General features: G+C 72.4%; 9 protein-coding genes. 3 read left to right on the top strand and 6 right to left on the bottom strand.

Annotated elements, in window-relative coordinates; genetic code table 11:
- Positions 1–76 precede the first annotated feature (76 nt).
- The 5 genes from ffh to AB0J10_RS18755 all read right to left on the bottom strand — a co-directional run bounded on the left by ffh (position 77) and on the right by AB0J10_RS18755 (position 7,720).
- Positions 77–1,627 (bottom strand): signal recognition particle protein, encoded by a 1,551-nt coding sequence (gene ffh / locus AB0J10_RS18775; RefSeq protein ID WP_363062881.1) that lies wholly within the window; start codon positions 1,625–1,627, stop codon positions 77–79.
- A 128-nt stretch (positions 1,628–1,755) separates the two neighbouring features.
- A complete protein-coding gene (locus AB0J10_RS18770) occupies positions 1,756–4,212 on the bottom strand; it encodes a [protein-PII] uridylyltransferase (RefSeq protein WP_363062879.1) in 2,457 nt (818 codons plus the stop codon).
- Positions 4,213–4,225: 13 nt separating this feature from the next.
- A complete protein-coding gene (locus tag AB0J10_RS18765; RefSeq protein WP_093653550.1) occupies positions 4,226–4,564 on the bottom strand; it encodes a P-II family nitrogen regulator in 339 nt (112 codons plus the stop codon).
- Positions 4,561–5,916, bottom strand: coding sequence for an ammonium transporter (locus AB0J10_RS18760; RefSeq protein WP_363062877.1), 1,356 nt, complete (start codon positions 5,914–5,916; stop codon positions 4,561–4,563). Before AB0J10_RS18760 ends, AB0J10_RS18765 begins: the two co-directional genes overlap by 4 nt.
- Positions 5,917–6,247: 331 nt before the next feature.
- Positions 6,248–7,720 (bottom strand): hypothetical protein, encoded by a 1,473-nt coding sequence (locus tag AB0J10_RS18755; RefSeq protein ID WP_363063111.1) that lies wholly within the window; start codon positions 7,718–7,720, stop codon positions 6,248–6,250.
- A gap of 476 nt (positions 7,721–8,196) precedes the next feature.
- Between AB0J10_RS18755 and AB0J10_RS18750 the strand changes: the two genes are divergently transcribed.
- Positions 8,197–8,859: a bifunctional DNA primase/polymerase gene (locus AB0J10_RS18750; RefSeq protein WP_363062875.1), complete on the top strand. Its 663-nt coding sequence runs from the start codon at positions 8,197–8,199 to the stop codon at positions 8,857–8,859.
- Between the two features lie 220 nt (positions 8,860–9,079).
- Here AB0J10_RS18750 and ftsY read toward each other — a convergent pair whose 3' ends face one another.
- The gene (gene ftsY, locus AB0J10_RS18745; protein WP_363062873.1) at positions 9,080–10,303 is read right to left on the bottom strand and encodes a signal recognition particle-docking protein FtsY; all 1,224 of its coding nucleotides are present in this window, start codon (positions 10,301–10,303) and stop codon (positions 9,080–9,082) included.
- A gap of 208 nt (positions 10,304–10,511) precedes the next feature.
- Here ftsY and AB0J10_RS18740 point away from each other — a divergent pair, with 208 nt between their 5' ends.
- On the top strand, positions 10,512–11,972 hold the full coding sequence (locus AB0J10_RS18740) for a cytosine permease (RefSeq protein WP_363062871.1): 1,461 nt from the start codon (positions 10,512–10,514) through the stop codon (positions 11,970–11,972).
- Between the two features lie 62 nt (positions 11,973–12,034).
- Positions 12,035–13,006, top strand: a complete 972-nt coding sequence (locus tag AB0J10_RS18735) for an LLM class flavin-dependent oxidoreductase (RefSeq protein ID WP_363062869.1) — start codon at positions 12,035–12,037, stop codon at positions 13,004–13,006.
- The last annotated feature ends 50 nt before the right edge of the window (positions 13,007–13,056 follow it).

The raw sequence follows: 13,056 nt of genomic DNA, 5'->3' as shown, positions 1-13,056 counted from the left end.
GGGCCCCGCGATCGGGTGATCGCGGGGCCCCTCGCCCGTGCTCGTGGGCGGACCCCCGGTCCGGACGTCCCGGACGTCAGCCCATGAACTTCTTGAACTCCTCGGGGAGCTCGAAGTCCTGGGCGCCCTGGCCGCCCGCCGGCAGCCCGAACGGGCTGCCCTGACCGGACTGCTCGCGGCGGGCCTGGGCGGCCTGCTCCTCGGCCTTGCGCTTCATCGGGTTGCCCGAGCGCTGCTTGCCCTTGGCCTGCTTCTGCTTCTTCTTCTGACGGCCCGGTCCGCCGCCCATGCCGGGGATACCGGGCATCCCGGGCATCCCGCCGCCCTGGGCCATGCGCGACATCATCTTGCGGGCCTCGAAGAACCGCTCCACCAGGTTCTTCACGGCGCTGACGTCGACACCCGAACCGCGGGCGATGCGGGCCCGGCGCGAGCCGTTGATGATCGTCGGGTCGGTGCGCTCGCCGGGCGTCATCGACTTGATGATCGCCGCCGTACGGTCGACGTCGCGCTCGTCGATGTTGTTGATCTGGTCCTTGATCTGGCCCATGCCCGGCAGCATCCCGAGCAGCTTGGAGATGGAGCCCATCTTCCTGACCTGCTCCATCTGGGCAAGGAAGTCGTCGAGCGTGAACTCCTTGGGGCCCTTCGCCAGCTTGGCCGCCATCTTCTCGGCCTCGGCCTGGCTGAAGGTCTGCTCGGCCTTCTCGATCAGCGACAGCATGTCGCCCATGCCGAGGATGCGGGACGCCATGCGATCCGGGTGGAACGCGTCGAACTCGTCCAGCTTCTCGCCGTTCGAGGCGAACATGATCTGCTTGCCGGTGACGTGCGCGATGGAGAGCGCGGCACCACCGCGGGCGTCGCCGTCCAGCTTGGAGAGCACCACGCCGTCGAAGCCGACGCCGTCGCGGAAGGCCTCCGCGGTGTTGACCGCGTCCTGTCCGATCATCGCGTCGACGACGAAGAGGACCTCGTCGGGGACGACCGCGTCACGGATGTCCGCGGCCTGCTGCATCATCTCCTGGTCGATACCGAGCCGGCCGGCGGTGTCGACGATGACGATGTCGTGGACCTTCGACTTGGCGTACTCGATCGACTCCTTGGCGACCTGGACCGGGTCGCCCACGCCGTTGCCGGGCTGGGGCGCGAAGACGCCGACGCCGGCGCGCTCGGCGACGACGGCCAGCTGGTTCACGGCGTTGGGGCGCTGCAGGTCGCAGGCGACGAGCAGCGGGGAGTGGCCCTGGCTCTTCAGCCAGAGACCGAGCTTGCCGGCCAGGGTGGTCTTTCCGGCGCCCTGGAGACCCGCCAGCATGATCACGGTGGGCGGCTGCTTGGCGAAGCGCAGCCGGCGGGTCTCGCCGCCGAGGATGCCGATGAGCTCCTCGTTGACGATCTTGATGACCTGCTGGGCGGGGTTCAGCGCCTGGGACACCTCGGCGCCGAGGGCGCGCTCCTTGACCTGCTTGATGAAGGCGCGCACGACGGGCAGCGCCACATCGGCCTCGAGCAGCGCGATACGGATCTCACGTGCCGTGGCGTCGATGTCGGCCTCGGACAGGCGGCCCTTGCCCCGGAGGTTCTTGAATGTCGCTGCAAGGCGGTCGGAGAGGGTGTCGAACACGGTGGTCGCGGATCCTCAGGTCTCGGGGGCGGGCGGACAGATGTCACCCAAGGGTATCCGGCCGCGTGGGATGGGGTCTGCCCCCTGGGCACGCGGCCGGACGTATCCCTCGCCCGGGTCCGGGGCGTTCACGCGGTCCGCAGCGCGGCCTCCAGTGTCCGCGCCACGTCCACGGCCTCCTCGGGAGGCAGCGGGGCTCCCCCGGGACCTGTGACGTAGAACGCGTCGACGGCGTTCGCGCCGAGGGTCGAGACCCGTGCGCTGCGCACGCTGACCGCCGCCGACTCCAGGGCGTGGCCGATGCGGTGCAGCAGCCCCGGGGCGTCCTGGGCGCGCACCTCGATGACCGTGGCCAGCCGGGAGGCCGCCGGGGCGACGGTGACCCTCGGTGGCGGGGCCTTGACCCCGCGCCGGCGGGGATACGCGGCGTCCCGCTCGGCGAGCCGGGCGGCCACGTCCAGGGACCCGTCGAGGGCCCGCACGAGATCGGAGCGCAGCCGGGCGGCCTGCGGGAGTGAGCCGTAGGCGGCGGCGACCCGCCAGTTCAGCATCAGGACCGTCCCCGGGCCCACCTCGTCGGGGAGCTCGACGGCGCGCAGGTCGGCGGCGCGGACGGTGAGCCGGTGGAGGGCGAGCACGCCCGCGACGGCGGGCAGTACGGCGGGCTGGTCGGGCACGGCGATGAGGAGTTCCACACCGACGGGCTCGGGTTCGCCGTCCGGCTGCTGGCTCTCGGCCTGCGCGGCGTGCAGGGCCAGTACCGGTCCGCCGGTGCGCAGCGCCTCGACGGCGAGCCGCTCCTGTTCAGCGCTCGGAGCGACCGGCTCCGGTTCCTCGGGACTCTCCCCCGCAAGGACGCCCGCGACCCGTTTGACCAGGTCGGCGACGAGTGATCCCCGCCAGGCCGACCAGGCCGCCGGCCCGGTCGCGAGGGCGTCGGCCTCGGTGAGAGCGTGCAGCAGCTCCAGTGTGCCGGGCGAGCCGACGACGTCCGCGACCGCCCGCACGGTCGCCGGGTCCTCCAGATCACGGCGGGTGGCGGTCTCGATGAGCAGCAGATGGTGGCGCACCAGGGTGGCGATCACGGCCACGTCCTGCTTGTCGAAGCCGATGCGGGCGGCGACGTCGCGCGCGATGGTCTCGCCGGCCACCGAGTGGTCGCCGGGCCAGCCCTTGCCGATGTCGTGGAGCAGGGCCGCGACGAGGAGCAGGTCGGGGCGGCCGACACGGCGGGTGAGCGCGGAGGCGCGGACGGCGGCCTCGACGAGGTGTCGGTCGACGGTCCAGGTGTGGACGGGGTTGCGCTGAGGCCGGCAGCGTACCCGCTCCCAGTCGGGCAGCAGCCGGGTGATCAGGCCCTCGGCCTCCAGCGCCTCCCACACGGCGACGGTCGGTTCGCCCGCTCCGAGCAGGGTGACGAGTTCCTCCCGTGCCTCGGCGGGCCAGGGCACGGGGAGCGGCTTGGTGGCGGCGGCCAGGTGGCGTACGGCGTGGAGGGAGAGCGGGACACCGGACTGGGCCGCTGCCGCCGCCGCGCGCAGGGGCAGCACCGGGTCCCGCTCCGGCCTCGCGGAGCGGGCGATGACGGCCTCGCCGTCCATCTCGACGACGCCCTCGGCCAGCGGGGTGCGCTCGGCCTCGGGGCGGCGGCCGCCCCAGATGTTCCGCAGCCGCGGGCGCGCGGACCGGGCCTTGAGCACCCGGTTGACCTCGCGCCAGGTGACGTCGGCGGCGTACGAGACGGTCCGCGCGGCCTCGTACACCTGGCGCAGCAGCGCGTCGGCGTCCAGCAGACCGAGTGCCTGCGCCACCTGGTCCTGCTCCTGGAGGGCGAGCCGGTCGGTGGCCCGTCCGGTGGTGAGATGGAGTGCGTCGCGGGTGTCGAGAAGGGTGCGGCGGGCCTCGGCCAGGCCCTCGCGGGGGGCGTCGGCCAGCCAGGAGGCGGCGACGGCGCGCAGGGCGGTGGCGTCGCGCAGCCCGCCCCGGGCCTCCTTGAGGTCGGGCTCCAGCAGGAACTGCAGCTCGCCCTGGCGTTCGGCGCGTTCGCGGCAGAGCTCGCCGAGTTCGGGGAGCCGCTTCGGCGCCTGGTTGCGCCAGTCGGCGAGGACGGCCGTGCGCAGCCCGGCGACCATCCCGAGATCGCCGGCGACGGCGCGGGCGTCGAGCAGCCCCAGCTGCACCTTGATGTCCTCGCCCGCGGTGCGGCGGGCCTCGGCCGGGGTCCGGACCGAGTGGTCGAGGGCCAGCCCGAGATCCCAGACCGGGTACCAGATCCGGTCGGCGAGCGAGGCGAGCGCGCCCGGTTCGGCGCCGCCGTCGTGCAGCAGGAGGAGGTCCAGGTCGCTGCGCGGTGAGAGCTCGCCGCGCCCGTAGCCGCCGACGGCGACGAGGGCGGCGCCGCGCACCCCGGTGTCCTCCTTGGCGGCGGCGAACAGCGCCGCGAGCCAGTCGTCGGTGAGCCGGGCCAGCGCGGCACGGCGCGGCGGCCCGGACTGCGTCTCCTCCTGGAGGAGACGCAGCCGGGCCGCCGCATAGCCGCTGGGTCCCGAGCCCTCGGTTTCCGTGGTCAGATCGACGCTCGTCACCCAGAACTCCCGTCTACAGCGCGTCCGGGCCGCGTTCGCCGGTCCGGACCCGGACCGCGGTGTCGACCGGAACGCTCCACACCTTGCCGTCACCGATCTTCCCGGTGCGGGCGGCCTTCACGACCACGTCGATCAGCTGCTCGGCGTCGTCGTCCTCGGCCAGGACCTCGATCCGGATCTTGGGGACGAGGTCGACGGTGTACTCGGCACCCCGGTAGACCTCGGTGTGGCCGCGCTGCCGTCCGTAGCCGCTCGCCTCGGTGACCGTGAGCCCCTGGACACCGAAGGCCTGCAGGGCCTCCTTGATCTCGTCCAGCCGGTGCGGCTTCACGACTGCGGTGATGAGCTTCATGCGTCCACCTTCTTGTTCTGCGGTCCGGCCGCCACGGTCTCGGCGGGTGCGGGGACGGTCTTGCGGGAGCCGGCGCCGCCGCCCGCCCCACTGAAGTCGTACGCGGTCTCGGCGTGCTCGACCTGGTCGATGCCCGAGATCTCGTCGTCCTCGCTGACCCTCATGCCGATCGTCCGGTCGAGGACGAAGGCGAGGACCGCGGAGACGATCAGAGAGTAGGCCAGGACCGCGAAGACACCGACGGCCTGCTTGCCGAGCTGCTCGAACCCGCCGCCGTAGAAGAGGCCCTTGGCGTCGGACTGCACACCGCCGGTGGCGAAGAAGCCGACGAGCAGCGAGCCGACGACACCGCCGACGAGGTGGACGCCGACGACGTCCAGGGAGTCGTCGTAGCCGAACCGGTACTTCAGGCCGACGGCCATGGCGCAGAGCAGACCGGCGACGGCACCGATGGCGATGGCTCCGAGCGGGGAGCTGGAGCCGCCGGAGGGGGTGATGGCGACGAGGCCCGCGACCGCACCGGAGGCGGCACCGAGGGTGGTGAAGGAGCCGTGGCGGATCTTCTCGTAGCCGAGCCAGGCGAGCATCGCGGCGGCCGTGGCGACCTGGGTGTTGACGAACATGACCGCGCCCACACCGTCGTCGTTGCCGAGCCACGAGCCGGCGTTGAAGCCGAACCAGCCGAACCACAGCAGTGCGGCGCCCAGCATGACCAGGGGCAGGCTGTGCGGCCGCATCGGGTCCTTCTTGAAGCCGACGCGCTTGCCGATCACGAGGATCACGCCGAGGGCCGCGGCGCCGGCGTTGATGTGGACCGCGGTGCCGCCGGCGAAGTCGATGACGCCCATTTCGAACAGCCAGCCGCCCGCACCCCAGACCCAGTGCGCGACCGGGAAGTAGACGACGGTGGCCCACAGGGCGATGAAGAGGGCCCAGGCGGTGAACTTGACCCGGTCGGCGAGGGCGCCGCTGATCAGGGCGGGCGTGATGATCGCGAACATCAGCTGGAAGACGGCGAAGACGTACACCGGGATGGTGTAGCCGTCCCAGAGCTGGTTGACCCCGATGCCGCTCAGGCCGACGAAGTCGGAGGACCAGCCGATGAAGGAGCCGGAGTCGGTGCCGAAGGCGAGGCTGAAGCCGTAGAGCACCCAGAGGATGGTGACGATGCCGAGGCTGATGAAGCTCATCATCAGCATGTTCAGCGTGCTCTTGACGCGGACCATGCCTCCGTAGAAGAAGGCCAGGCCGGGCGTCATCAGCATCACCAGCGCGGAGCAGATGAGCATGAAACCGGTGTTGGCGGCAGACAGCTCGGGGGCGTCTGCGGCAAGTGTGATGCCTGGGGGCATCGGCGTCTCCTCGTCGTCGTGCGGCCTGTGCGGGGCGGGAGCCTGGGCTACCGGCGGCCGGTCCGACTGGATCCGGCTGCCTGGGGAGCGGCCCGTTATGGGGCATGAGGTTGGCGCGCCGCGGTTTCCGCCGATGCCGCACGATGTTTCACCGCAGTGACGAAGAGGGCGGGCGTGTTACACGCCCATGAACTGAAGGGTCACGGGAACATCACGGGCGTACCCTCCCCGGGTGGCACGACCGGCGCGACGGTCACCCGGTTGACCTGGCGTGGGGAGCCGTGTCGGGCGGTAGGGGTGGCCGTCGCGCCGGAGTTCTGTGACGGGCTGCTCAGACCGCTTCGGCGGTCTCCGGCAGCTGTGCGGTGATGAGGTCCGTGAGGTGGGCGACCTCGGGGACGTCGCCGAAGTCCCTGGCCGCCGTGTCGACGGTCTTGCGCAGCCGGGTGTTGACCCGCTCCGAGCGCACCCTCCTGGCGATGTGCAGTGCCTGCTGGGCGAGACCGGTGGCCTGCTCGGGCTCCCGCTTCAGCAGATGCACCGTCGCCATGCCGACGAGGTTGAGTGCATACGAGCGCTGGTGCTCGGCGTCCCCTCCGAAGAGCTCCACGGCGCGCTCCATGACGGGCTCGGCGAGCGAGGCGTACATGGGGCTGCGGCCGGCGACATAGGCGAGGTCCCGGTACGAGTGGGCGTTCTCGCCGTTCAGCTCCGCCTCGGAGAAGAAACGGATCCAGTCCGGCTCGGGCTCGGGGGCCTCGAGCGCGTCGGCGAAGGTGTCCTCGGCCATCCGGACGGCCCGCTTGGTCCTGCTGGGCTGGCCCATGTTGGCGTAGGCGCGGGCCTCCATCGCATACAGCATGGCCTGGGTGCGCGCGGTCGCGCAGTCGCGGCTGCCGTACTGCGCGAGGTGGATGAGCTCCAGCGCGTCCTCGGGCCGACCCAGGTGGATCATCTGGCGGCTCATGGAGGAGAGGATGTACGAGCCGAGGGGCTTGTCCCCCGCCTCCTTGGCCGCGTGGAGGGCGAGCACGAAGTACTTCTGGGCGGTGGGCTGCAGTCCGACGTCGTAGCTCATCCAGCCGGCCAGCTCGGCCAGTTCGGCGGCACAGGTGAACAGCCTCCTGGAGGTGGCCGCCGGCTGCGGCTCCTGGAGCAGCTCCGTCACCTCGTGCAGTTGGCCGACGACGGCCTTGCGGCGCAGCCCGCCGCCGCACTGGGCGTCCCACTGGCGGAACATCGCGGTCGTGGACTCGAGGAGGTCCAGCTCCGGCTCGGAGAGCCGGGCGGGGCGCCGGACGCTCGCGGAGTCCGCCGGCCCCGGGTCGGTGGGCGGGGTGGGCACCAGCCAGCGCTGCAAGGGCTCGACGAGTGCCGGCCCGGCGGAGAGCGCGAGCGACGTCCCGAGGAATCCGCGGCGGGCCAGCATCAGGTCGCTGCGGGAGAACTCGCCGAGCAGCGCCACGGTCTGCGGGCCCGCCCAGGGGAGGTCGACACCGGACACCGAGGGTGACTGGTGTGCCGTGCGCAGCCCCAGGTCCTCGATGGCGACGACGGTGCCGAACCGCTCCGAGAACAGTTCGCTGAGGATGCGCGGGATGGGCTCGCGGGGCTGCTCGCCGTCGAGCCACCTGCGGACGCGCGAGGTGTCGGTGCTGATGTGGTGCGCACCGATCTGCCGGGCCCGGCGGTTGACCTGGCGGGCGAGCTCGCCCTTCGACCAGCCGCTGCGCACGAACCACGAGCCGAGCTGCTCGTTCGGGCGCTTCCCGCCGCCCGTGCCGTCCGCGCCGCCGCCGTTCACAGGTAACGCCCCCATCCGCATGCTGTCCTTGCCTGTCGTGCCGAGTGGTCCTGCCGGAATGCCCTGCCCGGCGGAGCGGTGTCCGAACCCCTAGCAGAATGCCGTGGTTCACGGCTCTGCGTCCGGCGGTCGCCCCTCTTCGAACAGGAAACCGACTTGCCCCCGGCATACCCGCGGAGGCATCCCACTCCGGGCTTCGTGCACCGAAAGTAATCCTACGATCACCGGTCCCGCCATGGCGATTCCAGAAACGCCACCATTCGCCACCCCTTCGAATGAACTCGCCTGCGGCCAGGCGCGATTCACTTGACACACGACGGCCGGGAACGGGCGGAGCGTTGTACGCCGGGGCGCGCGAGACCGGACGCACCACCCCGAGCGACACTTCGCACCGGCGAGTCAGGACGACGACGACTCAGTGTCACCGCAAGACTCCTTCTCGTAACCACCGGCGAGTTCGACCCGTTGGAGGGGGCATGGGCTTCACGATCGGCGGCTCCCGGGTCCGGGAGATCCGGCCCGGCTCACGGCGCCGCGGCCGCGCGACGGAGTGCACGGCTGCGGCCGAGTGCACAGGACTGTGGGGCTGGGACGTGGCCCCGGGCGCACGGGCAGCGGCGGGCCGCTGCTCCTGCGGGGACCCCGGCTGCCCGGCCCCCGGTGCGCACCCCCTGGACTTCGTGCCCGAGGTACCGGCCGGCGCGACCCTCGACGAGGTGGCGACGGCGTGGGCGGAGGTGCCCGGCGCCTCGGTCCTGCTCCCCGTGGGCCGCACGTTCGACGTGCTGGAGGTCTCCGAGACGGCCGGCCGCCGCGCCCTGGTGAGGCTCGAACGGATGGGCGTGCCCCTGGGGCCCGTGGCCGCGACGCCGACGGGCCGCGCCCAGTTCTTCGTGGCCCCGGGCGCCGCCCCCGAACTGCCCCATCTGCTGTACCGGATGGGCTGGGACCACACCGGTCTGGACCTGCGCTGCCTCGGCGCGGGCCACCATGTGACGGCCCCGCCCTCCGACCACGCCGGCCTCGGTCCGTCCCGCTGGCTCCGGCCGCCGGCCCTCGGCTCGTCCGAGACTCCGCCGCAGGCCCGGCTTCTCCTGGGGACACTCGCCTACATCTGCCACCGCTCGACGGCCCTCTGAACGCCGCCGGGGAGTTTCGGGCCGTCCACTCCGGATCCCCGGTACGTCCCGCCCCCTCCCCCTGACCCGGTGCGGCGACCCCTGCGGCGGCCGCACGGAACGGGTCCGCCGCGCCGCGGGAGGGGCGGCGCGGCGGAGAGGCCGGACGGAGGGATCCCTGGACGGCTGATGCCGCCCCGGGCAGGGCTGCCGGGGCGCACGTCGCCCGACGCGGTACCGGCTAGTCGCCGATCAGTGCGTCGACGAAGGCCTCGGGCTCGAAGGGGGCCAGGTCGTCCGGGCCCTCACCGAGGCCGACCAGCTTGACCGGGACACCCAGCTCGCGCTGCACGGAGATGACGATGCCGCCCTTGGCCGTGCCGTCGAGTTTGGTGAGGACGATGCCGGTGATGTCGACGACCTCGGCGAAGACGCGGGCCTGGACCAGGCCGTTCTGCCCGGTCGTGGCATCGAGGACGAGCAGCACCTCGTCCAGCGGGCCGTGCTTCTCGACCACGCGCTTGACCTTGCCGAGCTCGTCCATCAGCCCGGTCTTGGTGTGCAGCCGGCCCGCGGTGTCGATGAGGACCACGTCGGCACCCTCGGCGATGCCCTCCTTGACCGCGTCGTAGGCGATGGAGGCCGGGTCACCGCCCTCCGGCCCTCGCACGGTGCGGGCGCCGACACGCTCGCCCCAGGTCTGCAGCTGGTCGGCGGCCGCGGCGCGGAACGTGTCCGCCGCGCCCAGGACGACGCTGCGCCCGTCCGCGACGAGCACCCGGGCCAGCTTGCCGGTGGTCGTGGTCTTGCCGGTGCCGTTCACGCCGACGACCATCACGACGCCGGGGGTGTCCAGGCCGCTCTCGGTCCGGACCGCGCGGTCCGCGTCCGTACCGATGAGCAGCAGCAGTTCCTCGCGGAGCAGCCCGCGGAGCTCGTCCGGGGTGCGGGTGCCGAGGACCTTCACCCGCTCGCGCAGGTGGTCCACCAGCTCCTGCGTGGCACCGACACCGACGTCGGCGGTGAGGAGGGTGTCCTCGATCTCCTCCCACGTCTCCTCGTCGAGGTGCTCGCGGGACAGCAGGGTGAGCAGCCCCTTGCCCAGGGTGTTCTGGGAGCGGGCCAGGCGGGCGCGCAGCCGCACCAGGCGGCCGGCGGCCGGTTCCGGGATCTCGATCGCGGGAGCCTCGGGCTCGGCGACGACCGGATCCTCGACCGCGGCGGGCTCGGCGACGGCCTCCTCCGCGGTCGGGAGGTCGACCTCCTCGATGGTGCGGCGGGGTTCTTCCCGCGGCGTCTCCGCCTCCTCGCCGACGTGCGGCTCGGCTGGCGGAGCGGTGATGGTCGGCGTGCTCGACGGCGCCGAGGGCGGCAGCTGCTTCTTCCGGCGGCTGCTGACCACGAGCCCGCTGATCGCGCCGACCGCGACCAGGGCGATGACTACAGCAAGGATGACGATTTCCATAACGCCACCCAGTATCGGCCAAGGGCGCCGGGGTCCGGCCCCGCCGGAGGTTCGCACGAGGGGGCCCGCCCATTTTTGGACCTTTTGCCGGAGACGTTACGATGTTCATTCCGGCCTGGCGACGCCCCCCGTGGCCCGGTCGCGGTCGGCGCTCTGCCCGGGGCCGCGCCCCCGGACTCCCCCCATCACCCCGTACGGAGCCATCTTCATGCCGCACGCCTCCGAATCCGAAGGCGCGATAGAGACCCGTGGCCTCGAGCCCGTCCCCGACGGCGAACGCACCGGCCACGTCCGCGAACTCTTCCCGACCTGGGTCGCCGCCAACATCAGCGTCCTGCTGCTGACGATGGGCGCCGGCCTGGTCGTCTTCAACGGGCTCAACCTCTGGCAGGTGCTGATCGTCGGCGTCACGGCCCCGGTCGTCTCGTACGGCATGGTCGGCCTCGTCTCCCTCGCGGGCACACGCGGGGGCGCGCCCGGCATGGCTCTGTCCCGCGCCGTGTTCGGCCAGCGCGGGAACCTCTTCCCGGGCTCGCTCATCTGGGTGGCCCGCTGGGGCTGGGAGACCATCAATGCGGTGACCGGGGCCTACGCCCTGCTGACGGTGCTCGATCTGCTCTTCGGCATCAAGCCCAGCACCGCGCTGATCGTCGTGACGCTCCTCCTCTTCGTCGCCGCGACGTTCCTCGTCTCCGGGCTCGGCATCAACGCGCTGCGGGTGTGCAGCAAGTGGTCCACGTATCTGTTCGGCGGGTTCTCGGTCCTGGTCCTCGGCCATCTGGTGGCCAACACCGACTGGTCGGCCGTGCTGGCCAAGCCGGCCGGTTCGACGGCGATGCTGATCGCGGGCATCGGCACCATCGCCGCCGGAGGGATCAGCTGGGTGCCCTCGGGCCCGGACTTCACTCGGTACCTGCCGCGCACCACCTCCGGCCGTGCCGTGGTCGGATCGACGATCGGCGGCGCCGGGATCGTCGTACTGCCCATGGTGCTGATGGGCGCGGTGATGGCGGTGGCGACGCCGGGCCTGGCCTCCGCCCAGGACCCGGTGTCGTTCATCGGCGAGCTGCTGCCGGCCTGGATCTCGGTGCCGTACCTGCTCATCGCGCTGGTGGGCATGCTGCTCATCAACTCGATGTCGATGTACTCGGCGGGCTTCACCGCCCAGACCCTGGGCATCGGCGTGCCGCGCACCTGGGCCGTCAGCGTGAACGCGGCCATCTCGCTGGTGTTCGGCTTCCTGCTGATGGTGGTGGCGACGAGCTTCATCGGCTCGTTCATCTCGTTCCTGACGCTGCTCGCCGTCGCCTTCTCGGCGTGGATCGGGGTGTTCGGCGTCGACATGCTGCGCGGGCGCGCGTACGACGCGGCGGCACTGATGGACACGGGCCGCACGAGCGGCTACTGGTACCGGGGCGGGTTCGCCTGGCAGGCCATGACGGCGTGGGGTGCCGCCCTGCTGGTGGGCCTGCTGTTCACCGAGGTCGACTGGTTCGGCGGTCCGCTGGCCGGGTCCTGGCTCGGCAGGAACGGACTGGGCTGGGCGGTGACCGTCGTCGTGGCGGGCGCGCTGTACGCGGTGCTGCCGCGCACGGCCGGTCCGGCGGCCGCCGGTGAGCGGGCCGGGGGCACGGCGGAGGAGCCGGCGCGCACGACCGTTTCCATCTGACGCAACGTCAGCTAACGTCCCCCTTCGCCACTCCCACACCCCGGCGGAGGGGGACGCTCGTCATGGCCTTCACAGTCCTGCGGTTCAACCTCGTCGACCCCGGGGCCACACCCGGCTCCCTCGCTGCGCGATACCGCGTCGCCCTGGAGCTGGCGGCGTACGCGGACGAGCACGGGGTCGACACGGTCCAGACCGAGGAGCACCACGGCGTCGCCGACAACTGGCTGCCCTCGCCCCTCACCTTCGCCGGGGCCGTGTTCGGCGCGACGCGCCGGATCGCGGTGACCGTCTCGGCGGTGATCGGCCCGCTGCACGATCCGCTGCGGCTGGCCGAGGACATCGCCGTACTGGACCTGCTGAGCGGCGGGCGGCTGGTCACCGTGACGGGCATCGGCTACCGGCCGGAGGAGTACGCCGCCCACGGTGTGGACTGGCACCGGCGCGGGGCCCTCCAGGACGAACTGCTGGAGACCCTGCTGGCGGCATGGACCGGCGAGGAGTTCACCCACCGCGGGCGCCGGGTGCGGGTCACCCCCCGGCCAGGCACGCAACCGCATCCGCTGCTGCTCGTGGGCGGCTCGTCGAGAGCGGCCGCCCGGCGTGCCGCCCGCCTCGGGCTGCCGTTCTTCCCGAGCGCCCATCTGCCGGGACTGGAGGCGTACTACCACCGGATGCGCGAGGAGTACGGCACCGAGGGGTTCTGCATGATGCCGGCGGCCGAGACCCCGCTGCTGCACGTCTCCGAGGACCCGGACCGGACGTGGGCCGAGTACGGCGGCCACTTCCTGCACGAGGCCCGGACGTACGCCTCGTGGCAGTCCTCCGGCATCCGCTCCGCGGTGCGGTCGTCGGCCACGACGGTGGGCGAGCTGCGGGCGGAGGGCGTCTACCGCGTGCTGACCCCGGAAGAGTGCGTGGGGCTCGGGGCCGAGAACCTGGTGCTCCATCCGCTCTGCGGCGGGATGCCCCCGGAAGAGGGGCGGCGGAGCGTCGGGCTGTTCTGCGAACGGGTACTGCCCCGGCTCAAGGGCTGAGCCGGGGCAGTGCCATGGCCGTGGGGCCGAGAGGAGAGGGGCAGCGGGGT

It is taken from the genome of Streptomyces sp. NPDC049887 (assembly GCF_040656535.1).
Taxonomy (GTDB): domain Bacteria; phylum Actinomycetota; class Actinomycetes; order Streptomycetales; family Streptomycetaceae; genus Streptomyces.
Note: the sequence above shows the minus strand (reverse complement) of the source record. Positions and strands in the feature narration are given on the sequence as shown.